Annotated in this window: 23 protein-coding genes and 1 pseudogene; 11 read left to right on the forward strand and 13 right to left on the reverse strand. The window is 64.1% G+C overall.

The window, feature by feature from the left end; translation table 11 throughout:
• Window positions 1–23: 23 nt before the first annotated feature.
• The 5 genes from mtgA to mpl form a co-directional block, all read right to left on the reverse strand.
• Window positions 24–785, reverse strand: a complete 762-nt coding sequence (gene mtgA / locus P9255_RS16775; RefSeq protein WP_309790129.1) for a monofunctional biosynthetic peptidoglycan transglycosylase — start codon at window positions 783–785, stop codon at window positions 24–26.
• Window positions 785–1,642, reverse strand: coding sequence for a shikimate dehydrogenase (aroE, locus tag P9255_RS16780; protein ID WP_309790130.1), 858 nt, complete (start codon window positions 1,640–1,642; stop codon window positions 785–787). Before aroE ends, mtgA begins: the two co-directional genes overlap by 1 nt.
• A complete protein-coding gene (locus tag P9255_RS16785) occupies window positions 1,639–3,687 on the reverse strand; it encodes an RNB domain-containing ribonuclease (RefSeq protein ID WP_309790131.1) in 2,049 nt (682 codons plus the stop codon). Before P9255_RS16785 ends, aroE begins: the two co-directional genes overlap by 4 nt.
• Before the next feature lie 62 nt (window positions 3,688–3,749).
• Complete coding sequence (locus tag P9255_RS16790) at window positions 3,750–4,349, reverse strand: YqiA/YcfP family alpha/beta fold hydrolase (protein WP_309790132.1); 600 nt, start codon at window positions 4,347–4,349, stop codon at window positions 3,750–3,752.
• A complete protein-coding gene (gene mpl, locus P9255_RS16795) occupies window positions 4,346–5,764 on the reverse strand; it encodes a UDP-N-acetylmuramate:L-alanyl-gamma-D-glutamyl-meso-diaminopimelate ligase (protein WP_309764053.1) in 1,419 nt (472 codons plus the stop codon). Before mpl ends, P9255_RS16790 begins: the two co-directional genes overlap by 4 nt.
• Window positions 5,765–5,938: 174 nt before the next feature.
• Between mpl and P9255_RS16800 the strand changes: the two genes are divergently transcribed.
• From P9255_RS16800 to P9255_RS16840, 9 genes are all read left to right on the forward strand, one after another.
• Window positions 5,939–6,595: a UDP-N-acetylmuramate--alanine ligase gene (locus P9255_RS16800; RefSeq protein WP_309764052.1), complete on the forward strand. Its 657-nt coding sequence runs from the start codon at window positions 5,939–5,941 to the stop codon at window positions 6,593–6,595.
• Between the two features lie 23 nt (window positions 6,596–6,618).
• Window positions 6,619–7,158 (forward strand): TlpA disulfide reductase family protein, encoded by a 540-nt coding sequence (locus tag P9255_RS16805; protein ID WP_309764051.1) that lies wholly within the window; start codon window positions 6,619–6,621, stop codon window positions 7,156–7,158.
• 532 nt (window positions 7,159–7,690) lie between these two features.
• Window positions 7,691–8,167: an acetyl-CoA carboxylase biotin carboxyl carrier protein gene (gene accB, locus P9255_RS16810; protein ID WP_309764050.1), complete on the forward strand. Its 477-nt coding sequence runs from the start codon at window positions 7,691–7,693 to the stop codon at window positions 8,165–8,167.
• Between the two features lie 148 nt (window positions 8,168–8,315).
• Complete coding sequence (gene accC / locus P9255_RS16815; RefSeq protein ID WP_309764049.1) at window positions 8,316–9,683, forward strand: acetyl-CoA carboxylase biotin carboxylase subunit; 1,368 nt, start codon at window positions 8,316–8,318, stop codon at window positions 9,681–9,683.
• Window positions 9,684–9,702: 19 nt separating this feature from the next.
• Window positions 9,703–10,605, forward strand: coding sequence for a 50S ribosomal protein L11 methyltransferase (gene prmA / locus P9255_RS16820; protein ID WP_309764048.1), 903 nt, complete (start codon window positions 9,703–9,705; stop codon window positions 10,603–10,605).
• A gap of 48 nt (window positions 10,606–10,653) precedes the next feature.
• Entirely contained in the window at window positions 10,654–11,877 is a 1,224-nt protein-coding gene (locus tag P9255_RS16825; protein ID WP_309790133.1) for a DUF3426 domain-containing protein, read from the forward strand.
• 100 nt (window positions 11,878–11,977) lie between these two features.
• The gene (tpx, locus tag P9255_RS16830; RefSeq protein ID WP_309764046.1) at window positions 11,978–12,478 is read left to right on the forward strand and encodes a thiol peroxidase; all 501 of its coding nucleotides are present in this window, start codon (window positions 11,978–11,980) and stop codon (window positions 12,476–12,478) included.
• A 131-nt stretch (window positions 12,479–12,609) separates the two neighbouring features.
• Complete coding sequence (locus P9255_RS16835; RefSeq protein WP_309790134.1) at window positions 12,610–13,548, forward strand: carbohydrate kinase family protein; 939 nt, start codon at window positions 12,610–12,612, stop codon at window positions 13,546–13,548.
• Window positions 13,549–13,573: 25 nt separating this feature from the next.
• On the forward strand, window positions 13,574–14,053 hold the full coding sequence (locus tag P9255_RS16840) for a hypothetical protein (protein WP_244815181.1): 480 nt from the start codon (window positions 13,574–13,576) through the stop codon (window positions 14,051–14,053).
• Between the two features lie 250 nt (window positions 14,054–14,303).
• Here the strand turns inward: P9255_RS16840 and P9255_RS16845 are convergent, their stop codons facing one another.
• From P9255_RS16845 to P9255_RS16865, 5 genes and pseudogenes are all read right to left on the reverse strand, one after another.
• Entirely contained in the window at window positions 14,304–15,062 is a 759-nt protein-coding gene (locus P9255_RS16845; protein WP_309790135.1) for a histone H1-like DNA-binding protein, read from the reverse strand.
• Window positions 15,063–15,093: 31 nt separating this feature from the next.
• Window positions 15,094–15,418: pseudogene (locus tag P9255_RS16850) on the reverse strand (hypothetical protein).
• Between the two features lie 104 nt (window positions 15,419–15,522).
• Window positions 15,523–16,764 (reverse strand): ribonucleotide-diphosphate reductase subunit beta, encoded by a 1,242-nt coding sequence (locus P9255_RS16855; RefSeq protein WP_309764042.1) that lies wholly within the window; start codon window positions 16,762–16,764, stop codon window positions 15,523–15,525.
• Window positions 16,765–17,342: 578 nt separating this feature from the next.
• Window positions 17,343–17,552 carry a DUF3820 family protein gene (locus tag P9255_RS16860; RefSeq protein WP_309764041.1) on the reverse strand — a complete coding sequence of 70 codons (210 nt, stop codon included), beginning with the start codon at window positions 17,550–17,552 and terminating at the stop codon, window positions 17,343–17,345.
• A gap of 7 nt (window positions 17,553–17,559) precedes the next feature.
• A complete protein-coding gene (locus tag P9255_RS16865) occupies window positions 17,560–17,697 on the reverse strand; it encodes a hypothetical protein (protein ID WP_309765498.1) in 138 nt (45 codons plus the stop codon).
• Between P9255_RS16865 and P9255_RS16870 the strand changes: the two genes are divergently transcribed.
• Window positions 17,672–19,069 (forward strand): MFS transporter, encoded by a 1,398-nt coding sequence (locus P9255_RS16870; protein WP_309764040.1) that lies wholly within the window; start codon window positions 17,672–17,674, stop codon window positions 19,067–19,069. The two genes, P9255_RS16865 and P9255_RS16870, sit on opposite strands and share 26 nt — an antisense overlap.
• 191 nt (window positions 19,070–19,260) lie before the next feature.
• Here the strand turns inward: P9255_RS16870 and P9255_RS16875 are convergent, their stop codons facing one another.
• The 3 genes from P9255_RS16875 to P9255_RS16885 form a co-directional block, all read right to left on the reverse strand.
• Window positions 19,261–22,260, reverse strand: a complete 3,000-nt coding sequence (locus P9255_RS16875; protein ID WP_309790136.1) for a ribonucleoside-diphosphate reductase subunit alpha — start codon at window positions 22,258–22,260, stop codon at window positions 19,261–19,263.
• Window positions 22,261–22,936: 676 nt separating this feature from the next.
• A complete protein-coding gene (locus tag P9255_RS16880) occupies window positions 22,937–23,245 on the reverse strand; it encodes a PP0621 family protein (RefSeq protein WP_309764038.1) in 309 nt (102 codons plus the stop codon).
• Between the two features lie 25 nt (window positions 23,246–23,270).
• Window positions 23,271–24,185, reverse strand: a complete 915-nt coding sequence (locus P9255_RS16885; protein WP_309790137.1) for a cytochrome c biogenesis protein CcsA — start codon at window positions 24,183–24,185, stop codon at window positions 23,271–23,273.
• Between the two features lie 123 nt (window positions 24,186–24,308).
• Between P9255_RS16885 and ffh the strand changes: the two genes are divergently transcribed.
• Window positions 24,309–25,676, forward strand: a complete 1,368-nt coding sequence (gene ffh, locus P9255_RS16890) for a signal recognition particle protein (protein WP_309790138.1) — start codon at window positions 24,309–24,311, stop codon at window positions 25,674–25,676.
• Window positions 25,677–25,751: the final 75 nt, after the last annotated feature.

The raw sequence follows: 25,751 nt of genomic DNA on the forward strand, positions 1-25,751 counted from the left end.
TGTTTAGCGACGCCAACTAAATATCACTCGGGCAGTTCGGCGGCGCCCATCCGTCGCGCGATGACGCGCGATCGCGCCGCGAGATACGACGAGTTCCGATGATCGTCGAAGTACTTGGGGCGCGGCAGCATCACGGCGAGGCGCGCGCTTTGCCCGGCCGTCAGCTTCGCCGCCGATGTCTTGTAGTAATACTGCGCCGCCGCTTCCGCGCCGTAGACGCCGTTGCCCCATTCGACCGAATTCAGATAGATCTCGAAGATGCGCTGCTTGTCCATCCAGAACTCGAGCATCCACGTGATGACGAGTTCCTGCGCCTTGCGCAGATAGCTTTTCTCGCGCGACAGGAACAGGTTGCGCGCGAGCTGCTGCGAAATGGTCGATCCACCCGCGACGATCCTTCCGCGCGCCTTGTTTTTCTCCCACGCCTGCAGGATGGCGTCGGTCTCATAGCCGTTGTTGTTGACGAAGTTCGCATCTTCGGACGCGATGATCGCGCGCTTCAGATTCCGCGATATCTGGTCGTAAGGCACCCACGTCCGTTGCAGCGGCGTGCCGGGGCGGGCTTTCGCGAGCGCCCACGCGTCGGCGCGCATGAACGCGGTCGAACCGGGATTCAGCACCGTCCACACGCCGACTTGCGCGAAAAAGTAGAGCTGCGTCGCGATTGCCGCGATGACGAACACCGATATGCCGTAGGCGATCCATCGCGCGGGGCCGAGGCGCACGGCTGGGCGCGTCTGCCGCGAGCGCGGCGACGTGCGGTTCGAGGCCGGCGCGGTGGTCATCAGGCTTTGGCCGCGAGCGTGTGGCGCAATTCGCGCAACACCGCGCCGCCGTCCGGACGCACGCCGCGCCAGATGAAAAACGACTCGGCCGCCTGCTCGACGAGCATGCCGAGACCATCGGCGGCACGTGCGCCGAGGCGCTCCGCGTGCTCCATGAAGACAGTGGGCTTCGGGCCGTACATCATGTCGTAGGCGAGCGTGCCGGCGCCGAACGCGGCGTCGTCGCATTCGGGGAGCGCGGCGTCGAGACTGCCGGCCGTCGCGTTGATGACTACGTCGTAACGCGCGTTATCGGCGCTGTCCGCGCCGCCGCCGGTAAGGCTTACGCCGGTTTCCTCCGCGCGTGCTGCGAACTGAGCGACGAGTTCGCGCGCCTTCGCCGCCGTCCGATTGACGATGACGAGGGCAGCCGGTTTCCGGTCGAAAATCGGCAACACGACGCCGCGCGCCGCGCCGCCCGCGCCCAGCAGCAAAATCCGCGCGCCTTCGAGACTCACGCCCAGATTCACTTCGATGTCTCGCACGAGGCCGACGCCATCGGTGTTGTCGCCGCGCACGCCGTCGTCGCTGAACGACAGCGTGTTCACCGCGCCGGCCGCCGCCGCGCGCGGCGAGAGCGAATCGGCGAAAGCGTGGGCGTCGAGCTTGAACGGGACGGTCACGTTCATGCCACGCCCGCCCGACGCGATGAAGCTTTTCACCGCTGCCTCGAAACCGCCGAGCGGCCCGAGAATGCGGCCGTATTCGACCGGCTCGCCCGTTTGCCCGGCGAAACGCGCGTGAATCCACGGCGATTTGCTGTGCTCGACGGGGTTCCCGATGACCGCATAGCGGTCGGCTTGCGCAGGCTGGGTCATTGCGTCGGCTCCGTGGAATCCGGTGCTGATGCTTGCGGCTCGGCAGAAGCTTCCGCTTGCGCTTCGGCTTCGCTTTCGGCGCTGAGATCGTCGGCCTCGATGATTTCTTCTTCGGCTTCTTCTTCCTCGACGGGCGCGCTCGCGGACGGCGCGTCGATCACGTGCAGCAGGCGGCACGACGCTTCGACGGTCAGTTCATCGATCGATACGACTTCGAGCATCACCCGCGTGCCGCGCGCATGCACGCCGAGGCCGGGCACGTGCAGGATCAGCGGAATCTCTTCCAGACGCACGAGATCGTCCTTCACCACCGACGCCGGCACGTGCCGCTTGTTCTCCTGCTTCAGCCAGCGCAGGCACCAGAAATACTCCATGCGGCGCTGGTGATCGGCGTAGGCGCTGTAGGTATCGTCGAAGCCCTGCACGACCGCGAACAAGTCCGCATCCTTCGGCTTGAACGGCGCGGCCAGCTTCGCGGTGACGCCGTGCTGCACGCACGCGAGCAATTGCCACTGATTGACGAGGTCGACATAACGGCGCAGCGGCGACGTGCTCCACGCATATTGCGCAACGCCGAGACCTTCGTGCGGCGCGGGCGTCGTCTGCATGCGCGTGCGCTTCGGGCCGGGACCGCCGAAACCGCGCTGCGAGCGATAGATGCCCGGCACGCCGTGATCGTTGAGAAACGCGCCCCACGACGAATTCGCCAGAATGGCCAGCTCGGCGACGATCAGATCGAGCGGCGATCCGCGGCGGCGCGGCGTGATCGTGATGTGCTCGCCCTCGACGTAGAAGTTGAAGTCGTTGTTGCGCTGCACTTCGCGCTTGAGGCCGTAGGTGGCGCGCGCCTGCTGACGCTTCTCGAAGAGCGACTGCGCGAGCGGCCACAGCGCCGCGATGTCTTCCTTGTGCGGATAATCGCCTGTGCCGGCGGCAAGGCTCTCCTCGGTGACGTGCTCGTCCAGATGGTTGTGCCGCAGATTGCTTTTCACGAACACGCGTTCGGCGCGCGTTTCGGTGGCGACGATATCCTGCGTCTCGCGATTCACGATGATGTAGAGCGACAGCGCCGGACGCAGTCCGCCCTCGCCCAGCGTGAACACCTCGACGACGTTGTCGGGCAGCATCGTGATCTTGTCGCCCGGCATGTAGACCGTCAACAGACGGCTGCGCGCGATGGAATCGACCGTGTCGCCGCGCGCGATGCCGAGCGCCGGGGCCGCGATGTGGATACCGATGCGCAGGCGCCCGTCCGCAAGATGCTCGACGGAGAAGGCGTCGTCGATTTCGGTGGTCGTGACGTCATCGATGGAGAACGCCTGCACATGCGCTTCGGGCAGGTCATCCGGCAGCGGCGCGGGCTGCACCGCCGGAAAGCCGACGCCGTGCGGAAAGTACTCCGACAGGAAACGCGCCTCGTGCAGCGCACGCGCGGACGGAATGCCGCCGCATTCGAGCATCAGCCGCGCCTGCGAAATGCCGCGCGCCGCGGCGGCGGCTTCGAGCGCCTTGTACTCGATCGAGTTTTTGTCCGGCTTCGTCAAGAGGCCGATGGCCTTGCCCTTCAGCGCCTCGGGCAGCTTGCCCGCCTTCAGTTCCTCTTCGTAACCGGCCTGCACGAGCGCTTGCTGACGCTTGCGTTCCAGCGACGCGAGCGCCATCTGCAACTGTTCCTGCGGCGCGCGCTGATACTGCCCGCGCCCCTTGCGGCGGAAATAGACCGGCGAGCCGTGCATGCGCAGCACGAGCGCGGCGCGTTCGGCGGGGCCGAACTTGTCGCCGAAATAGTCCGCGCCGAGCGCGGCGAACGGAAACTCCTCGTCGGGCGCGCATTCCCACAGGAAATCGAGGTCGATCTCCTGTGCGATGGCGTCGGCTTCCTGCATCAGATCGCCCGCGGCGGGCTTTTCGAACTCGATCAGCACGTCCTTCGCGCGGACCTTGGCGCGGCGTCCGCCCGGCAACTCGACCTGAAACGCGTCGCCCTGTTTCGACAAGACCGAGCCGGCCTTGAAACTACCCGATTCCTCGAAGAAAACGTTCACTCAATACTCTCGTAAGACGGTGGACCGGCGCGCAGCGGGCGCGCCAGCGTATGAATGGGGCATCACGCAGCTGCGGGAGCCAGCGCGGCGCGCGGCGCCTGATCGCAGAACGCGAGCACATCGGCGAGATGGTCGGCGAAGTCGCTGATCGCATGATCGCTGCCTTCGATCAGCGTCGTGCGCACGCCGGGATAGTGCGCAAGCATCGCGCGATAGTCGAGCACTTCGTCGCCGGTCGCCGCAATCAGGAAATAGCGCTCGGGGCGCGTGACGGCATCGACATGAAGCGCGCGAAGCTCGTCCAGATGACGCGGCAGCACGGTGATGGTGCCGCCGCCGTGCCACAACGGCTGTTCGCCGAGATACGCACTGAGATCGACGTCGGGCATGACGGCGGGATTCAGCAGCACCGCGCGCCAGCCGTGTTTCTCGGCGAGATAGGTGGCGTAGTAGCCGCCGAGCGAACTGCCGACGACGGTGACATCGTCCCGCTGCGCCGCGCCGCCGATGGACTCCGCGAGCGCGATGGCGTCGCACGGGGAAACCGGCAACACCGGGCACTGCCATTCGCTCAGCCGGCCGAGTTCCGCGAGGCGCGCGCGCATCATGCGCGCCTTGAACGATTGGGGAGACGAGCGAAAGCCGTGCAGGTAGAGAATCACGCGGGGCCTCTTGCGGTTGTCCCCGGACCCGGACGCGCCGACAGCGCATCGAGCAGTTTCTGATGTACGCCGCCGAAACCGCCGTTGCTCATCACGAGCACGTGGTCACCGGGGCGCGCCGCACCTACGACCGCTTTCACCAGCGGCTCGATTTCATTGAAGGCCTGCGCCCGGTCGCCGAGCGGCGACAAGGCTTCGGCCAGGTCCCAGCCGAGCTTGTCGCGGCCATCGCGCGCGCCGTAGCCGAACACGAGATCCGCGCCGGCGAGGCTCGCGGGCAGCTGCGCTTTCATCGTGCCGAGCTTCATCGTGTTCGAGCGCGGCTCGAGCACGGCGAGGATACGCGCGTGGCCCGCATCGCCGATGCGCGTGCGCAAGCCCGCGACGGTGGTTTCGATGGCGGTCGGATGATGCGCGAAGTCATCGTAGACGGTGACGCCCTCGACGCTGCCCTTCACTTCCATGCGCCGCTTGACGTTGCGAAAACCCGCCAGCGACTTGACCGACTGCGCCGCCGGGACGCCGACCGAGCGCGCCGCCGCAATCGCCGCGAGCGCGTTCATGCGATTGTGCTCGCCCTGCACCTGCCACTCGACGACGCCCTGCCGCTCGCCTTCCCAGTAGACCGCGAACTGCTCGTCGACGGGTTCGCCGTCGCGGGCGGGCAGCGCCTGCCATCCCCCTTCGACGCCGAAACGCTCGACGCCCGACCAGCATCCGCGCGACAGGACGCGTTCGAGCGCCGCCTCGCGCCCGTTCGACACGATGCGCCCGACGCCCGGCACCGTGCGGACGAGATGATGGAATTGCGTTTCGATGGCGGCGAGATCGGGGAAGATATCAGCGTGATCGAACTCGAGGTTATTGAGCACGGCCGTGCGCGGCCGGTAATGGACGAACTTGGAACGCTTGTCGCAGAACGCGGTGTCGTACTCGTCGGCTTCGATGACGAAGAAGCTGGAATCGGTCAGACGGGCGGAGATGCCGAAGTTGAGCGGCACGCCGCCGATCAGAAAGCCGGGGTTCATGCCGGCGTCTTCGAGCAGCCACGCGAGCATTGAGCTCGTCGTGGTCTTGCCGTGCGTGCCCGCGACCGCGAGCACCCACTTGCCCGCCAGCACGTGCTCGCCGAGCCATTGCGGGCCGGACGTGTACGGCAGGCCGCGATCCAGGATGGCTTCCATCAGCGGATTGCCGCGCGACACCACATTGCCGACGACGAAGAGATCCGGTTCCAGCGAGAGTTGCTCGACGCCATAGCCCTCGATCAGTTCGATACCCTGCGCTTCGAGCTGCGTGCTCATCGGCGGATAGACGCCCGCGTCGCAGCCCGTGACCTTGTGGCCCGCCTCGCGAGCCAGGACGGCGAGACCGCCCATGAAGGTGCCGCAGATGCCGAGGATATGGATGTGCATAAACCGTGTTGCGCCGCGCAGGCGATGAAGTGCAGAAAAGACGAACGGCGCGCGGACGGAAAGCCCGTGCAGGAACGCGCCTGGAGGCGCATATTGTAACCGAGCGCGCCGGCCGCCTGACGGCGCGCCCGCGAGCCGCAAAGGCCGCCAGGCGTTATCTAGTATGATTCCCCAATGGTCCGCAAATCACACTTCGATCCGCAGCGCGTGCGCGAGGAAATCGCGATCGCAGCAGCGAGAATGATCGCCGAAGATGGCCTCGACTACTCCACCGCGAAGCGCAAGGCGGCGCGGCAGGTCGTCGGCGAGGCGAAAATCGGCGGCGAATTCCTACCCGACAACGATCAGATCGAAGAGGAAATCCGCGAGTACCAGGCGATTTTCCAGAGCGACAGCCAGCCCGCCGTCCTGCGCCGCATGCGCGAGGTGGCGCTCGACTGGATGGAGCGGCTCAAGCCCTTCGATCCGTATCTGACCGGCGCGGTGCTCAACGGCACGGCGGGCGAGCATTCGGATATCCATCTGCAATGCTTCTGCGACAACCCGAAGGAAGTCGCCATTTATCTGCTCAACGCCAACATTCAGTACGACGTCTCCGAAACGCGTCACTTCGCGGGGCGCGGCTATGTGGAAACGCTCAGCTTCCTGCATCGCGAACGCGGCGAGGAGCCGATCGGCGTGCATATCGCACTCTACGGAAGCAACGATCTGCGCGGCGCGGTGCGTGCCGACGGACGCGGACGGCTCGCACGAGCGAACGCGGCGGCCGTGCGCGCCCTGCTCGACGATCCCGGCCATTCCGGTCGTCCGCCGCTCGAAGTCGGCGGCTGAAACTTCAACACGCTCTCACGTCCATGAACAGCAAACGCATCCTGGCGGCCCTCGCGGTTGCGATCGCCGCGACCGTCGGCGGCTTCTACGCGGGCCATTACTTTTCCGGCGTCGATACGGAAGCCGCCACGCAGCCGAGCGGCAACGCCGTCGAACAATTGTGGCAGGCGACGCCGCCCGCCGCCGCCGGCACGTCGCAGCCGCTCGCGGCTTTCAAGGGCAAGCCGGTCGTCGTCAACTTCTGGGCATCGTGGTGCGGCCCGTGCGTGAAGGAAATGCCGACGCTCTCCGCGCTGCAACGCGAATATCAAAAGAAGGGTGTCACGTTCATCGGGCTCGGCGTCGACAGCGAGAAGAACGTCAACGACTTCCTGAAGAAAGTCCCGGTCGATTACCCCGTCTACGTGACCGGTTTCGGCGGCGCGGATCTTGCGCGGGGTTTCGGCAATAACGCGGGTGGACTGCCATTTACCGTCGTCATCGACTCGAAGGGCGCTGTCCGGGCGACAAAACTCGGCGAAGTGAACGAAGCGGAACTCAAGCGAACGCTGGACGCGCTGTAAAAAATCGCCACCTGATGCCTCGCCTTTACGATAAGTAAGCAGCAACTTAGCGTGCTTTTGCGGGAACTTCGTCCTTCGGTAGCGACATTGCCGGTAAATACTCCCGTCCCGATTTTGGCGCTTGCACGGCAAAACTAGACAACATTCTCTAAACGGCGCTAAAGTGCGCCGAATTCCGCACAACCGAAGCGACCATGATCATTCCGCCGGCGCCGCAAAGCCACGCAGCTGAACCAGCCGATGCCCGATCGAACGGGCCGTGCCGCCGCGCCGCGCGAAATGAGACTGCTCGCGTGCCGTTCGGGCGCGCGCTTCCAGGCGATCACGCCATGACGTTCCGTGCGAGCGTTCTCCGCGTGCCGATCGACTCCGCCGATTTTGCAGCCCGCGCATGGGCGGGCGCACCGATGCGCCGAATGCATGCGCGCGCCAGCGGGCCGCTCGCGCCGGCTCGCGGCTGACGTCATACACCCACAAATCAAGTCAAGCACCGGGCAGTCCCGGTCTCCAAGTATTGAAAGGGGATTTTTCGATGGACCTTCGTAAACTGAAAACGCTGATCGACCTCGTCTCGGAATCCGGCATCTCGGAGCTGGAAGTGACGGAGGGCGAAGGCAAGGTTCGCATCGTCAAGAACGCAGCACCGGTCTACATGCAGGCGCCGCAGCAGTACGCGCCGCAGGCTCAGACGCAGTCCGCGCCGAGCATTTCCGCGGGCGTCGATGCCGGCGCGAGCGCGGGCGCAGCGACGCCGGCGGCTTCCGCGCCGCAGGGCCACATCGTGACGTCGCCGATGGTCGGCTCGTTCTATCGCGCGCCGTCGCCGGGTGCGGATCCGTTCGTCCAGGTCGGCGATACGGTCAAGGAAGGCCAGACCATCTGCATCATCGAAGCCATGAAACTCCTGAACGAGATCGAAGCGGACAAGTCCGGCGTCGTGAAGGAAATCCTCGTCGAGAACGGTCAGGCGGTCGAGTATGGCCAGCCGCTCTTCGTGATCGGCGACTAAGCGCGTCGGGCCGTGCGCCGGGGCGTCGCTCCGTCTGCCGGCTGCACCGCGCCGGCGCGCGCTTCAGCATGACTCGTGCAAGCGCGCGCCGCCGATTCGAATCCCGAGGGCCGCTCGCGCGTGCCCGTTGATGAGCCGACCCACAGCCATGTTTGAAAAAATCCTCATTGCGAACCGCGGCGAAATCGCGCTTCGCATCCAGCGCGCGTGCCGCGAACTGGGCGTCAAGACCGTCGTCGTCTATTCGGAAGCCGACAAGGAAGCCAAGTACGTCAAGCTCGCCGACGAAGCCGTGTGTATCGGACCGGCGCCGTCGAACCTGTCGTATCTGAACATGCCGGCGCTCATCAGCGCCGCTGAAGTCACCGACGCCGAAGCCATCCACCCCGGCTACGGCTTCCTCTCCGAGAACGCCGACTTCGCCGAGCGCGTCGAGCAGTCGGGCTTCACGTTTATCGGGCCGCGCCCCGAAACCATCCGCCTCATGGGCGACAAGGTCACCGCCAAGCAGACGATGATCAAGACCGGCGTGCCGTGCGTGCCGGGCTCGGAAGGCGCGTTGCCGGACGATCCGAAGGAGATCGTGAAGATTGCCCGCGCGATCGGCTATCCGGTCATCATCAAGGCGGCGGGCGGCGGCGGCGGACGCGGCATGCGCGTCGTGCATACGGAAGCAGCGCTCGTCAACGCGGTCAACATGACGCGCGAAGAAGCGGGCCGCGCGTTCGGCAATCCGCAGGTCTACATGGAGAAATTCCTGGAGAACCCGCGGCATATCGAGATTCAGGTGCTGTCGGACTCGTTCCGCAACGCGATCTGGCTCGGCGAGCGCGATTGCTCGATGCAGCGCCGTCACCAGAAGGTCATCGAGGAAGCACCCGCGCCGGGTATCGCGCGGCGGCTGATCGACCGAATCGGCGATCGCTGCGCCGACGCATGCAAGAAGATGGGCTATCTCGGCGCAGGCACGTTCGAATTCCTGTACGAGAACAACGAGTTCTACTTCATCGAAATGAACACGCGCGTGCAGGTCGAGCATCCGGTGACGGAGCTGATCACGGGCGTCGATATCGTGCAGGAGCAGATTCGTATCGCCGCCGGCGAGAAGCTCGCGTTCCGCCAGAAGGACATTCAGTTCCGCGGCCATGCCATCGAGTGCCGTGTGAATGCCGAAGACGCGTTCAAGTTCACGCCGTCGCCGGGACGCATCACGTCGTGGCATGCGCCGGGCGGGCCGGGCATCCGCGTCGACTCGCACGCGTACAACGGCTACTTCGTCCCGCCGAACTACGATTCGATGATCGGCAAGCTGATCGCCTACGGCGCGACGCGCGAGCAGGCCATCAACCGCATGCGCATCGCGCTGTCGGAAATGGTCGTCGAGGGCATTTCGACCAACATCCCGCTGCATCGCGAGTTGATGATCGACGCCAAGTTCGTCGAGGGCGGCACGAGCATCCACTACCTCGAGAACAAGCTGGCCGCGCGTCAGGCGGCGGTGGCGGAAGAGTCCTGAGTCGGATAGAGACACGAGCATGAGTTACCGGGAACTGATCGCCGAGCTGGACCGCGAGCACGCGGAAGCGTTGTCGGACGCGCTGCTGGACATCGGCGCGCTGTCGGTATCGGTCGAAGACGCCGACGCCGATACGCCCGACGAGCAGCCGCTATTCGGCGAGCCCGGCCTCACGCCGGAGCGCAGCGCGTGGAAGCGTTCGCGCGTCGTCGCGCTGCTGGCCGAAGACGCCGATCCCGCCGTGCTGCTCGCGGCGGCCGCAAACGAAATCGGCCTGAACGCGACGCCTGCGTTCTCGGTGCGCGTCGTGGAAGAACAGGACTGGGTGCGCCTGACGCAGGCGCAGTTCGATCCGATTCCGATCGGCGAGCGCATCTGGGTCGTGCCGTCGTGGCATGACGCGCCCGATCCGTCCGCGCTCGTCCTCGAACTCGACCCCGGCCTCGCGTTCGGCACGGGCAGCCATCCGACCACCCGCCTGTGCATGGAATGGCTCGAGCAATCGGTGAAGCCGGGGCAGTCGCTGCTCGACTACGGCTGCGGCTCGGGCATCCTCGCCATTCTTGCGAAGAAGTGCGGCGCCGATCCGGTCCACGGCATCGACATCGATCCCCAGGCGGTCGAATCCGCGCGCCAGAACAGCGAACGCAACCACGCCGATGTCGCCTACGGCCTGCCCGACGAATGCCCCGCCGGCGAGTTCGATATCGTCGTTGCGAACATTCTTTCCAATCCGCTCAAGCTGATGGCGTCGATGCTCTCCGCGAAGGTGAAACCGGGCGGGCGCATCGCGCTGTCGGGCATCCTCGCTCGACAGGCCGACGAAGTCGCGGCGGTCTACGCGCGATGGATCGACATCGCCGTCTGGCGCGAGCACGAAGGCTGGGTGTGCCTCGCCGGAACGCGCCGCGAAAGCCTTTAGAATAGCGCCATCGTTCACGACGCGGCCGCGAGGCCAATGGCATTAGAAATGGCGCTCGCAACCCGCTGCCCTCACTGCGAAACCGTATTCAGGCTCGACCCGCATCTGGTCGCACCGCATGATGGCCGTGTGCGTTGCGGCCACTGTCAGGAAGTCTTCGACGCCGCGCATCACACGTTCGAGCTTCCGGACGACGCCGCGGCAGCAGACGAAGCGCAGCACGCCGCCATCGTCGACGATGAAGTCGCGGTCGGGCCGTCCACGTTCACTGCGCCGACGAGCGAAGCCGATCACGAGCCGCCCACGCTCGCCGTGCCCCGCACGCTGGAACTCGGCAAGCGGACTTCATCCCCCGAAGACGACGACCCTACGCTCCAAGCGAAGCCGCCGGCATTCGCTGCGGCATCGGCGAGACCGGTTCGAAAAGATGCAGCCAACGAACCGGCTGTCGAGCCTCCGGCGGACGACCGGCGCAAACCCTTCGTTCGGGTGAAGGCGCCAGACGGCGATCGCGCCCAGCCGGCGCCGCCGCGTGCCGAACCGCCGCCGACGCGCTTCGTGAATCCTGTCGACGACCGCGCGGAGCCGTTCATCGGCCCCGGGCATCGCCAGGCGGATACGCCGCCTGCCCGTCCGGCACCACCGGTCGAGCCCACGCCCGCCTGGCACGACGACGAGCCGGGCTTCGGCACGAGGCCGTCCCAACCGGGCGCGGCTCATGCGCCGAGCGCGAACGAAGCGTTTCCCGTGATGCGCGAGCCGCGTCCCGCCGCGCAGCCGCCCAAGCGCGGGCGGAAAGGCGTGCTGATCGCCGGCTACCTGCTTGCCGCGGTGCTCGCGGTGATGTTTCTCATGCAGCTCGCGTGGTGGCAGCGCGAAGCGGTGATGGTCTACATGCCCGGCACGCGCGCGCTCTACGCCGATATCTGCACCGAAGTCGGCTGCACGTTCTCGCCGCCGCGCTATATCGCGGGACTGCAGATCGAGAGTTCGGGGCTGCGTCAGGTCAACGGTCCGCACAAGCTCGAACTCAAGCTGATGCTGCGCAATCGCGCCGACGTTCCCCTCGCCTATCCGGCGCTCGAACTCACGCTGCTCGACGATAAAAGCGATGTCGCCATCCGCCGCGTGCTCTGGCCGCAGGATTACGCGCGACCGGGTACGATATTCGCCATCGGCCTTCCGCCGCAAAGCGCGCAGCCGGTCGTCGTGCGGCTCGATACCGGCGATGCCGTCGCCGCGAATTACCGCGTTCAGGTCTTCTATCCGTGATGGCGCGATCGCGCGACGGGCGTCCACGTCCTGTCCGCTGAATCGCGCTAACGCCAAGTGCATCTTCCCGTCAGCATCTGACATCTCTCTGGAGCGCAACATGAGTCAAGTTACCCTCGGCGGCAATCCCATCGAAGTCAGCGGCACGTTTCCGAGCGCAGGACAGCAGGCCCCCGAGTTCACGCTCGTCGGCACGGACCTCGGCGACATCACGCTCGCGAGCTTCGCCGGCAAGCGCAAGGTGCTGAACATCGTGCCGAGCCTCGACACCCCCACTTGCGCCACCTCCACGCGCAAGTTCAACGAATCCGCCGGCAAGCTCGACAACACCGTCGTGCTCGTCGTGTCGGGCGATCTGCCGTTCGCCGCCAAGCGCTTCTGCACGACGGAGGGGCTCGCCAACGTGGTGACGGCGTCGACGTTCCGTGGCCGTGAATTCGCGCAGGCGTATGGCGTCGATGTCACGAGCGGCCCGCTCAAGGGACTGACGGCGCGCGCTGTCGTCGTGCTCGATGAAAGCAACAAGGTGCTGCATGCGGAACTCGTGCCGGAAATCAAGGACGAGCCGAACTACGATGCGGCGCTGTCGGCGCTGAAGTAAGCTGCACGACCCGGACCGCTTCTGGCGGTCCGCGCATACGGGGCGCGGCTGCCGCTCCGAGCCGAAAGGCCGCCGCCGCGCGCCGTATGCGCATTTTCTTGCTCGGCATCCCAACTTAAAGGACGTTCGCCTTGGCTACGCTCATCTGCGGCTCGCTCGCCTACGACAACATCATGACCTTCCAGGGCCGCTTCGGCGACCACATCCTGCCGGATCAGGTGCACATGCTGAACATCAGCTTCCTGGTCCCGACGATGCGGCGCAACTTCGGCGGCTGCGCGGGCAACATCGCGTATGCGCTGAAACTGCTCGGCGGCGATCCGAAGATCATGGCGACGCTCGGCGAAGCGGACGCGCAGCTCTACATCGATCGCCTCGACGCGCTCGGTCTGTCGAAAGAATATGTGCGCGTGCTGCCCGGTCAGCATTCGGCGCAATGCTTCATCACGACCGATCTCGCGAACAATCAGATCACCGCGTTCCACCCCGGCGCGATGATGGAATCGCACCTCAACCGCGCCGACGAAGCGCAGGGCATCACGCTCGGCATCGTGGCGCCGGACGGCGCCGACGGCATGCGCGAACACGCAGCGCAATTCGCGGCTGCGGGCGTGCCGTTCGTCTTCGATCCGGGTCAGGGTTTGCCTATCCTTGAAGGTGTAGAACTCTGTCGCATGATTGAACTTGCCAAATACGTGGCGGTCAACGATTACGAAGCCAAGTTGTTGAGCAACAAGACCGGCTGGTCGATAGAAGACATCAAGAGCCGTGTCGATGCGCTTGTCGTGACGCGCGGCGAGCATGGCGCCCAGATTTATCATGAAGGCGGCGTGCTCGACGTGCCGGTTGCGAAGGCGCGTCAGGTAATCGATCCGACCGGTTGTGGCGACGCGTTCCGCGGCGGCCTGCTGTACGGCATCGAGAACAATCTTGGCTGGGAAAAGACGGGGCGTCTCGCGAGTCTGATGGGTGCGTTGAAGATCGAACATCAGGGCCCGCAAACCTATGCGCCGACGCGCGCCGAAATCGAAGAGCGTTTCAAGCAGGCATTCGGAACCAGCCTGTCGTGAGCGAGTGGAAGAAGGGAGTGAAGGGATGAAAACGGTAAGTCGCATCGTGCTGGCAGCAGCGCTCATCGGCTCAGTGGCGCTGACGGGCTGCGCCTATAACAGCAGTTCGCCGGACGTCTATACGGCGTCGCAGGCGCAGCGCGAGGAAACGGTGCGCATGGCGACCGTCGAAAGCGTGCGCGGCGTGAAGATCAGTTCGAACAACGGGCAGCCGACCGGTCTCGGCGCAATCGGTGGCGGCGCGCTCGGCGGCGTCGCGGCGGGCAGCGCCATCGGCGGCGGCAACGGGTCGATCATCGCGGGCATCATCGGCGGCCTGGCGGGCGCGGTCGCGGGTAACGCGGTCGAGAACAGCGTCGCAACGAAGAACGGGCTCGAGATCACCGTGCGCCTCGACAACGGCGATCTTCGCGCGATCACGCAGACATCGAACGGCGAAGTGTTTCAAGCTGGCGAGCGCGTTCGCCTGTTGTCGAGCGGCGGCGTGACGCGCGTGACGCACTAAGCAAGCACGGACGCATTCAGCCGAAGAATCCATAGCGACGCTTCGGCCAACAAGAAAAGCGCATGCATCGAAAGAGGCATGCGCTTTTTGTCTGCCGATCGCCTGGGTGTGCGGGCAACTCGCTGAGTGCCCCATAAACGAAAGACCCGCCGCCGGGTTTCCCCCGCGACGGGTTGAGGCCGGGTAGCCCTACCCGGTCCTAAGGCACATCGAAGTGTGCCGCGATGATGCGTCCTGCTTGCGCCGAGACTTACGGACGGCTGCCCGTCGGGAACGGCCATGCTGCCGCCGGGTTCAGCGCCGTCTTGACCGCTGCAGCCGGAGCGGCCGGAGCGGGCGTCGAGACAGTCGTTGCCGTCGTTGCGGGAGCAGCAGCCGTCGTCTTCTTGGCGGCAGCGGCCTTCTTGGCCGGAGCCTTCTTCGCTGCGGGTGCAGCTTTCTTCGCTGCCGGAGCAGGCGCCGACGCCGACGTCGAAGCGGGCGCAGGAGCAGCAGGCGCGGCAGGGGCAGAGGCGGTTTTCGCCGACGCCTTCTTCGCAGGGGCCTTCTTCGCAGCAGCCTTCTTGGCGGGGGCCTTTTTGGCGGCAGCCTTCTTGGCGGCCGCTTTCTTCGCAGGCGCCTTCTTGGCGGCAGCCTTCTTCGCAGGCGCCTTCTTCGCTGCGGCCTTCTTCGTCGCTACTTTCTTGGTCGCGACTTTCTTGGCTGCGGCCTTCTTGGCAGGCGCCTTCTTGGCAGCGACTTTCTTGGCTGCGGCCTTCTTCGCCGGCGCCTTCTTCGCTGCAACCTTCTTCGCCGCTACTTTCTTGGTCGCGACCTTCTTCGCTGCTGCCTTCTTGGCCGGCGCTGCCTTCTTGGCGGCAACCGTCTTCACCGCGACTTTCTTCGCAGCGACCTTCTTGGTGGCAACCTTCTTCGCTGCTACCTTCTTCGCCGGAGCGGCTGCCTTCTTGGCGGTGACTTTCTTTGCTGCGGCCTTCTTCGCGGCGGGTTTCTTCTTGGCAACTGCCATGATTTTTCTCCTTCAGGTTTTCAGATGAGAGTCAGTTCAAACAACACCCTTCGTCAAAACCCGCTTCCCGCGTGGAGGCTCTCAGGGCACACGCTACGAAGCGGATTATTCATCGGCGTACGCTGATCCCACCTGCTTACGCTAATGAATACGGCAAGGCGCGCCGTGCCCCGAGGCACCGCGCGCCAAATAAAGTCAGCGCGCATACGCAGCGCTGCCCATCGCTTGATCGAGCCAGCGAGCTTGCCGCTGGCGTTTTCCGGGGGGAAGTTTGCCCATCCCAATGAAGGGAACGCAAAACGCCTGTCTTCCAATCGGATCACTTGCTCCGTTAAGTCAGTAGGCGCACTTTGCATCAGGCGACCGTTCTCCTAAACCTTGTCGGTCAGGCGCGCGTGAGTGTCACGCCGCTGCCTGCCCGTCCCATCGATTTCGTCTGCAACACGTCCTGGGCTCGTTGTTATTCCCAGGTCAGCGCGCCGCCGGTTTGATACTCAATCACGCGTGTCTCGAAGAAGTTGCGTTCCTTCTTCAAGTCGATCATTTCGCTCATCCACGGGAACGGGTTTTCCTCGTTCGGGTAGAGCGGGTCCAGGCCAATCTGCTGGCAACGCCGATTGCAGATGAAGCGCAGGTAACTCTTGAACATCGACGCATTCAGGCCGAGAACCCCGCGCGGCATGGTGTCTTCAGCGTAGCGATATTCGAGATCAACAGCCTGCTTGAAGAGCTCGCGAATCTCCGCCTTGAAGTCGGCGGTCCACAGTTGCGGCTCTTCGAGCTTGATCTGGTTGATGAGGTCGATGCCGAAATTGCAGTGCATCGATTCATCGCGGAGGATGTACTGGTACTGCTCCGCCGCGCCCGTCATCTTGTTCTGGCGACCCAGCGCCAGAATCTGCGTGAAGCCCACATAGAAGAACAGCCCTTCCATGATGCAGGCGAACACGATCAACGACTTGAGCAATTTCTGGTCCGCTTCCAGCGTGCCGGTGGTGAACGCGGGATCGGTCAACGTCTGGATGAACGGGATGAGGAACTCGTCCTTGTCCCGGATGGACTTGACTTCGTGATACGCGTTGAAGATCTCGCTTTCGTCGAGACCGAGCGATTCGACGATGTACTGATACGCATGCGTATGGATCGCCTCTTCGAACGCCTGGCGCAGCAGGAACTGGCGACACTCGGGAGCGGTGATGTGACGATACGTGCCGAGCACGATGTTGTTCGCGGCGAGCGAGTCCGCCGTCACGAAGAAGCCGAGGTTGCGCTTGACGATGCGACGCTCGTCATCCGACAGGCCGTTCGGGTCTTTCCACAGGGCGATGTCTCGCGACATGTTCACTTCCTGCGGCATCCAGTGATTCGCGCAGCCGGCGAGGTACTTTTCCCACGCCCACTTGTACTTGAACGGGACCAGTTGGTTGACGTCGGTCTTGCCGTTGATGATGCGCTTGTCTGCGACGTTGACACGCGCTTCGCTCTGCGCGGCGATGGCGCCAGCGGAGGGCGTGGCGGCTGCGGGGGGAACGAAGCCATCGGAGAAGATGTTGTTCGCCTGAGCAGTCTGATGGGCGGCTTGATGAGCTGCAGCATGCGCTGCTTGCGTACCGAAAGTCGTGCCTTGAGCGTTGCGCAACGAGTTCTGTTGCGAAGCGCTCGAGGGAGCTACGGTCGTGTTCTCGTCATCCCAGTTGAGCATAAATTCTCACCATCAATTTAGATCGGTTTGTACCATCTTTTCATGAGCGATAAAAGAGCTTGCTCATGAAAATTCTCGTTTTCCAGCGATTTGGATTCAGCGTTGCTACCTGCATACAACACTTGGCTCTTCGCTTCGTGTGTGACGCGTGATGCGGGCATCGATGAGACAGGTGTGAAGCGGTCCTGACTGACTGTCATCGAGTGCTTCGATACCTTCTGCGCTGCGTTGCATCGATGCTTCGAAGCTGTGGTGTGAACGCAGACGCAGCACGTGCCGATGTACGGCGTTCGATGACTCGCATGGATCTTCGACACGCGTGAACTCGATGCGACTCATGCGATCTCGAATGCGATGTCATTGACGATGAAGCGGCACTGATACGCGCGATCTTCGTATGCATCTCGCGCGCACCGACGACACTTTCGACTCGCTGATGGACGCCGCCTGGTGCGTTTCCACCGCGTCGATTTCGTTGCCGAAGTTTAGCATTTTCGGCGCGTTCGCTACAAGATATTGTGTCCGCTGCGCCCATCTCATACAACCTATAGGGGCGCCGCGCAAGTGCGAAAAAAGCATCATCGCCGCAGTGGATCGAGCAGTGAGCGCAGGTTGTTGTGATCGATCTCGTGCATGAGTGCGAGCAACGCGCCGAGCTTGCCTTGAGGAAAACCCTCACGCGCGAACCATGCGAGATAGTGTCCGGGCAAGTCGGCGAGGAGCCGGTCCTTGTACTTGCCGTAGGGCATCGTCTGCGTGACGAGACGTTGCAGGTCTTGCGGGTCCATCGCTTCTTCACTCCTCGTGTATGTTCATCGCGTCACATAGCGCGTCGGTGACCGTCGGCATGTGCTCCACATCGGTGCCATAATCGCCGCTCCTCCCGCCATGATGATCGCGTTCTCTGATGCCGCTCGCCGTCAAAGCTTTCATTGCCCCTCTCATCGTCGCATGTGCGATGTTCATGGAAAGCGTCGACGCCAACGTCATCGTCACTGCGATTCCCGAAATGGCTCGAGCGTTCGGACGCGATCCCGTCACACTCAAGATTGCGGTCACGAGTTATGTGCTCGGCCTGGGCGTGTTCATTCCCATCTGCGGCTGGGTTGCGGACCGGTTCGGCGCACGCGTCGTATTCCGCACGGCCATCGGCATCTTCGTCGTCGGGTCGTTGCTGTGCGCGGCGTCAACATCGCTCGGCACGTTCACTGTCGCGCGTTTCATACAAGGCGTCGGCGGCGCGATGATGGTGCCTGTCGGACGCATCATCATCTTTCGCTCGGTGCGTCGCTCGGAGTTCATTCGCGCGATGAACTATCTGTCGGTGCCTGCAATGCTCGGACCTGCGGCCGGTCCGCTGCTTGGCGGCTTCATTACGACGTATCTGCACTGGCGCCTGATCTTCTTCATCAACATTCCTATCGGCATCGCCGGCATCTACCTGACCAATCGATACATCGCCGACACGCGCGAGGAGCATCCCGGGCGGCTCGACTGGTTCGGCTTCTTTCTTTCGGCGAGCGCGGGCGTGTTATTGATGCTCGGGCTGTCGCTCGTCGGCGGCGAGCTGGTGCCGCCGAGCGTCGCGTACGCGATGTGCGTGCTGGGCGCGCTGATGGTCGTGCTGTACATCCTGCACGCGCGACGCGCCGAGCGGCCGTTGCTCGACTTGCGCTTCTTTCGCGTCCCGACGTTTCAGGCGAGCGTCGGGGGCGGCTCGCTCTTTCGCATCGGGCTGGGCGCGGTGCCGTTTCTGCTGCCCCTCGCGCTGCAGGAAGGGCTTGGCATGACGGCGTTCAAGTCCGGCGCGATCACGTGTGCTTCTGCGTTCGGCGGCATGTTCATGCGATCGCTGGCGTCGCGGGTGTTGCATCGCTTCGGCTTTCGGCAGACGTTGCTTTATAACGCGGCGTTGTCGGGGATCGCAATCGCTGCGTGCGGCGCGTTCTTTCCCGGCACCCCGACGTGGGTCATCTGGGCGGTTGTGCTGCTCGGCGGGTTCTTTCCTGCGCTGCAGTTCACTTCGCTCAACTCGCTCGCTTATGCGGAGATCGAGACGCGCGATGTCGGGCGGGCGACGAGCCTCGCCAGTTTCGTGCAGCAGGTTTCGCTGGGGCTTGGGGTGACGATCGCGGGCATCACGCTCGAGCTTTCGCAGTATCTCAATGGGCACGCTTCCGTGCGGTGGTCGGACTTCTGGCCTGCGTTTCTGGTTGTGGGTCTGTTTTCGTTTCTCTCGATGCCGGTCAGTGCGCGGCTCGCGCGGGATGCGGGACATGAGATTTCGCGTGGGACGCGGGGATGAATGGGTTTCGGTGCTCGCGCGGTTCGGGGGATGCGTCGTCTTTCGGTGAGCTTGTTTAACGACGCAAACGACAAGACCGACAAAAGAAAAGACCGGCACCGAAGCCCTATTCCCCCGGGGGAAAAGAAACCACGGTGACCGGCCTAACCGCCCCGAGAGCAACGCCCTCGGTAGCGCCGAGCTAGAAACCCTTACTGACAGGCCTCACACTCATCAAACCCGGGGTCCCCCGGACGCATCATGCAAACCGGCCCATCGGCTTCCGGCGCAGCCGCCGCCGAAGCAGATGCCGCATTGAACCCACCGCCCGCGGCGCCGCTCGCCGCCGAAGAGCCACCCGAAGCACCCGAAGCACCGAACCCACCATCAGAACCCGAAGACGGAACCGCATTGAGCGCACCGTGTGCAACGGTCGACTTCTCGACGTGCGTCGCCGCCATCGTACGAAGGTAATACGTCGTCTTCAGACCACGCAGCCACGCGAGCTTATAGACCTCGTCCAGCTTCTTGCCCGACGCGCCCGCCATATAGATGTTCAGCGACTGCGCCTGATCGATCCACTTCTGACGGCGCGACGCCGCTTCCACCAGCCACTTCGGATCCACTTCGAACGCCGTCGCGTAGATCGCGCGAAGGTCCGCCGGAATGCGGTCGATACGCGACAAGGTGCCGTCGAAGTACTTCAGGTCCGACACCATCACCTCATCCCACAGGCCGCGCGCCTTCAGATCACGCACCAGGTAGTCGTTGACGACCGTGAATTCGCCCGACAGATTCGACTTCACATACAAATTCTGGAACGTCGGCTCGATACACGCCGACACGCCGATAATGTTCGAGATCGTCGCCGTCGGGGCAATCGCCACGCAGTTCGAATTGCGCATGCCGTGCGTCGCGATGCGCGAACGCAGCGTCAACCAGTCCATCGTCTCGGTCGAATCCACTTCGACGTAACCGCCGCGCGCCTCGGCGAGCAGCTTGATCGTGTCCTGCGGAAGAATGCCGCGATCCCACAGCGAGCCGCGATACGTCGCATAACGGCCGCGCTCTTCCGCCAGTTCCGTCGACGCGTAATACGCGTAGTAGCAGACAGCTTCCATCGAACGATCCGCGAACTCCACCGCATCCGCAGACGCGTACGGCGTGCGCAGCAAGTGCAGGCAGTCCTGGAAGCCCATGATGCCCATGCCCACCGGACGATGCTTCAGGTTCGAATTGCGCGCCTTCGCCACCGCGTAGTAATTGATGTCGATGACGTTGTCGAGCATGCGCATGGCGACGCTGATCGTGCGCTTCAGCTTCGCATGATCCAGCGCGAGCGTGCCGTCGGCCTGCTTCGTCAGGTGCGCGACGAGGTTCACCGAACCCAGGTTGCACACGGCGATTTCGCTGTCGCTCGTGTTCAGCGTGATTTCCGTGCACAGGTTGGACGAGTGAACGACGCCCACGTGCTGCTGCGGCGAACGCACGTTGCACGGGTCCTTGAACGTGATCCACGGGTGGCCCGTCTCGAACAGCATGCCCAGCATCTTGCGCCACAATTGCGCCGCCGGCACCTTCTTGAACAGCTTGATCTCGCCGCGCGCCGCCTTGTCTTCGTAAGCCGTGTACGCCTTCTCGAACTCCGCGCCGAACAGATCGTGCAGGTCCGGGCACGTGGCCGGCGAGAACAGCGTCCAGTCGCCGCCTTCGTGGACGCGCTTCATGAACAGGTCGGGAATCCAGTTCGCCGTGTTCATGTCGTGCGTGCGGCGGCGGTCATCGCCCGTGTTCTTGCGCAGCTCGAGGAATTCCTCGATGTCCAGGTGCCACGTCTCCAGGTACGCGCACACCGCGCCCTTGCGCTTGCCACCCTGATTCACGGCGACGGCCGTGTCGTTCACCACCTTCAGAAACGGCACGACGCCCTGCGACTTGCCATTCGTGCCCTTGATGTGCGAGCCGAGCGCACGCACGCGCGTCCAGTCGTTGCCGAGGCCGCCCGCGAACTTCGAGAGCAGCGCGTTTTCCTTCAGCGCTTCGTAGATGCCGTCGAGGTCGTCGGCGACGGTCGTCAGATAGCACGACGACAACTGCGAGCGATGCGTGCCCGAGTTGAACAGCGTCGGCGTCGACGACATGAAGTCGAACGACGACAGCACGTTGTAGAACTCGATCGCACGCGCTTCACGGTCGATTTCGTTGAGCGACAGACCCATCGCGACGCGCATGAAGAACGCCTGCGGCAACTCGATGCGCGTGCCGTCAACGTGCAGGAAGTAGCGGTCGTACAGCGTCTGCAGGCCGAGATAGCCGAACTGCAGGTCGCGGTTCTGGTCGAGCGCGGCGCCCAGACGCTTCAGGTCGAACTGTTGCAGCTTCTCGTCGAGCAGGCCGGCTTCGACGCCGCGCTTGATGAACTGCGGGAAGTATTCCGCGTAACGCTCGCCCATTTCGGCCTGCGTCACTTCTTCTTCGAGGATTTCGCGGCGGATCGTGTGCAGCAGGATGCGCGCCGTGACCTGGCTGTACGCCGGGTCCTTTTCGATCATCGTGCGGGCCGCGAGAATGGCCGAGTCGTAGACCTGGCTCATCGGCACGCCGTCGTACAGGTTCTTCACCGTTTCGGCGACGATCGGATCAGCGGACACCGCATCGCCCAGATTCGCGCATGCGGACACGATCAGCGCCTTCAGCGCTTCCATATCGAGCGGGCGCGTGACGCCGTTGTCCGTCACGTTGATGACGCCGCCTTCGGGCGACTGCGCGTTCTGCGCGGCCGAACGTTCTTGCGACCGCTGCTGGGTGCGCTTCTCGCGATACAGCACGTAGGCGCGCGCGACGTTGTGCTCGCCGCCGCGCATCAGCGCGAGTTCGACCTGATCCTGAATGTCTTCGATGTGGAACGTGCCGCCGTGCGGACGGCTGCGCACGAGCGCGCGAACGACCGCCTGCGTCAGTTGCTCGACGAGCTCGCGCACGCGTGCCGAAGCCGCGCCCTGCCCGCCATTGACGGCGATGAACGCCTTCGTCACGGCGATGGAAATCTTCGACGGCTCGAACGACACCACGCTTCCGTTGCGACGGATGACCTTGTAGTCGGCAAACGTCGTGTTGGGCGCGAGCGCTTGCGCGCCCGGAACCTGCGCACCGCCTGCCGGCTGTGCGGATGCGCCTTCGAAGGAAGACGTGGCGTTTTCGGTGGTTTGCATGTGCAAAACTCCTGGTGTTCGAATGGTGCGGATGATCCGCAAATTTATCCCTTGTCCCGCGCGCGGCGCGCGGATTTTTTTCGGTGAAGCCGGGCTGTGAATTCCAGCCGTGAAGCCGACTCTGAACGCGATTCCCGGCGATGACGGCCCGCATGTTCTTGGCGCCGCGTGCGGGACCCGCGTTGGCGCGCGGTTATCGGTCAACGCGACTCGCGTTCTCTTGCCTGCTTCCTCACGATGCTGCTCGCCGGCGCTCGGCGCGCTTCGCGTATGCCCCGAAGCCCGGGAACCGCCCGGCGCCAGCCGAACTTCTCTTGCACCGGAAAGCCAACGGCGCCGGCTCGTGGGAGCGGGCGCCGCCTCGACAACACAAGATATAGTGCAAAGTACGTCTGTCGGCACCAAGTATAGTGGAACTTCGCACGGTCTCAAAAAGGTTTTTTTGCTGAGGAAACGCGTGCGCGGGGTTGACTTCTGCTGCGCCAAAGCACGGCAAGGGCTTGCGCGTCACGCTGCTGCATCGCCGCGAGAAAGACCTTACGCGGCGCTCAGCGGTGGCTCGCCGGTTGCTTCGATGCGGAGCTGAATCGGAGAAATGGATGTGGGCGACGCACGCTGGCGAGCGATCCGAGGATCTCAATCGATCGCGCTTGACCGATGGTGGAAGCCACCGTGCTTATCGTGCGTCGCGGCCTGTCGGACGTGCGGCGTGACGGCGTGCGTGGTCGTTGCTGCAGAAGCGCTCCCCCGCCACCACGATGGATTCGCTGCGTGGCGTATGCACGCCGCATTGCGCGCAGCGGATGAGCGGGTCGGCGAGTTGCGGGGCATCGGTCGCGGCGGCGCCATTGCGGCCGCGCGTCGAGTTCGTGGAACCGGCGGAGCCCGTCGCGCCCGATTGCGCGCGCTCGTTGGCACGGCGCAGCTTCTTCAGGAGCCACTGCGTGACGAAGAAGAGGACGATTAGAAGAATGAAGTTTCGCATCGGCTAGAAAGGTCGAATCACGCGCTCAGATGACCGCGCGATGCAGCAGCACTTCGAACACGAACCGGCTGCCGACATACGCGAGCAGCAATGCCACGAACGATGCGAGCACCCAGCGAAGCGCCGCGCGCCCGCGCCAGCCGGAGATGCGCCGCGCGGTCAGCAGCGCGCCGAACATCAGCCAGGACAGGAAAGCGAACACGGTCTTGTGATCGAAGCTCAGCGCGCGATCAACCAGTTGCTCGTTGAACGCGATCCCCGAGACGAGCGTGAGCGTCAGCAGCAGGAAGCCCGCGCCGATCAGCCGGAACAGCAGCTTCTCGAGCGTCAGCAGCGGCGGCAAGGTGTCGAGCCAGCTCGCGAGCCAGCCGTTGTTGCCGGAGTGACGCATCGCGAGGCCGCGCATGCGCTGCAGGCGGCGTTCGAGCATCAGCATCAGGATGGCGTGCAGCGCGGCGATGGCGAACAGTCCGTACGCGATGTTGGCGATCAGAAAGTGCAGCTTGAACATCGGCGCTGCGGAATACGACAGCACGCGCACGCCGCCGAACACGAGCGGCAACAGCGACGCGACGCACGCAAGCGGCAGCACGAGCAGGCGCAAGCCGTCGAGCGGAAAGAAGAAGCTCTCGATCCAGTAGATGCCCGCGCCGAGCCAGAACATCGCGGAGAGCGCGAACGCAAAGCCGAACACCATCGCGTTCTGCGGGAAGATGGTCGTGTGCAGCAAGAGGCCGTGCACGAGCAACGCTATTGATAATAGAGCGCGCCCGACGCCGCTCATGCCGGACGCTTTCGATGCAGGCGCAGGCGGCGCACCGACGCCCGCAGGCACGCCCGCCAATGCCGGCTCGACGCCCGTATGACGATGCGCGCGCCAGCCCGCCACGGCCAGTCCGCCGTAGAGAAGCGCAGTGAGGGCATACAGTACAATATCCATGTTCGAAGTTTACACTAGGCCCCGAACCCGCGACGTCTTCCCCCTTGCGCCGGAATAAAGCGCATCGCCGCGAAGCCGCTCTCACGCCGCAGGTAAACAAGGGCCGCATTCTCTACATTCCCCATGCTCGACAACCTCACTCAACGGATGGCGCGCGTCGTCAAGACGCTGCGCGGCGAGGCCCGGCTCACCGAGGCCAACACGCAGGAAATGCTGCGCGAAGTGCGCCTCGCGCTGCTCGAAGCCGACGTGGCGCTGCCGGTCGTGCGCGAGTTCATCGCAAAGGTGAAGGAAAAGGCGCTCGGCGAGGAAGTGCTCTCGAGCCTGTCGCCGGGTCAGGCGCTCGTCGGCGTCGTGCAGCGCGAGCTCACTGCGGTCATCGGCGGCGACTACGAAGGCAAGGCGGCCGAACTCAATCTCGCCGTCACGCCGCCCGCGGTCATCCTCATGGCCGGCCTGCAGGGCGCGGGTAAAACAACGACCACCGGCAAGCTCGCCAAGCTGCTGCGCGAGAAGCAGAAGAAGAAGGTGCTGACGGTTTCCGTTAACGTGTACCGCCCCGCCGCTATCCGCCAGTTGCAGACGGTCACCGAGCAGGTCGGCGCGGACTTCTTCCCGTCGGAGCCGGATCAGAAGCCGGCGGACATCGCGCGCGCGGCGATCGACTGGGCGAAGCGGCATTATCACGATGTCGTGATCGTCGATACGGCCGGCCGTCTCGGCATCGACGAAGCGATGATGAACGAGATCACTCAGCTTCATACGCTGCTGAAGCCCGCCGAAACCCTCTTCGTCGTCGATGCGATGCTCGGTCAGGACGCCGTCAACACCGCCAAGGCATTCAACGACGCGCTGCCGCTGACGGGCGTGGTGCTGACCAAGCTCGACGGCGATTCGCGCGGCGGCGCGGCCCTTTCGGTGCGCCATGTCACGGGCAAGCCGATCAAATTCGTGGGCGTCGCCGAAAAGCTCGATGGCCTCGAAGTCTTCCACCCGGATCGCATGGCGAACCGGATCCTCGGCATGGGCGACATTCTCGCGCTCGTCGAAGAAGCGCAGCGTGGCGTGGATACCGCTGCCGCGCAGAAGCTCGCCGACAAGGTCAAGAAAGGCGGCGACTTCGATTTGAACGACTTCAAGGCGCAACTGTCGCAGATGAAGAAGATGGGCGGTCTTTCGTCGCTGATGGACAAGCTGCCTGCGCAGTTCCAGCAGGCCGCGCAAGGCGCGGACATGAACAACGCCGAGAAGCAGATGCGCCGCATGGAAGGCATCATCAATTCGATGACGCTGCAAGAGCGCGCGAAGCCGGAGCTGATCAAGGCCGCGCGCAAGCGTCGTATCGCGGCGGGCGCGGGCGTCCATGTGCAGGAAGTGAACCGCATGCTGAATCAGTACGAGCAGATGCGCGGCATGATGAAGAAGCTCAAGGGCGGCAACCTGCAGAAGATGATGCGCGGCATGAAGGGCATGATGCCGGGCATGCGTTGATCGCGTTGCACTAGACCCGCGTGGCTTTCGCGCGGGTTTATGATAAGGTCCGCGCCGCCGTTTTTCTCCACAGCA

This window comes from Caballeronia sp. LZ019 (assembly GCF_031450825.1).
In the GTDB taxonomy this organism is placed as follows: Bacteria; Pseudomonadota; Gammaproteobacteria; order Burkholderiales; family Burkholderiaceae; genus Caballeronia.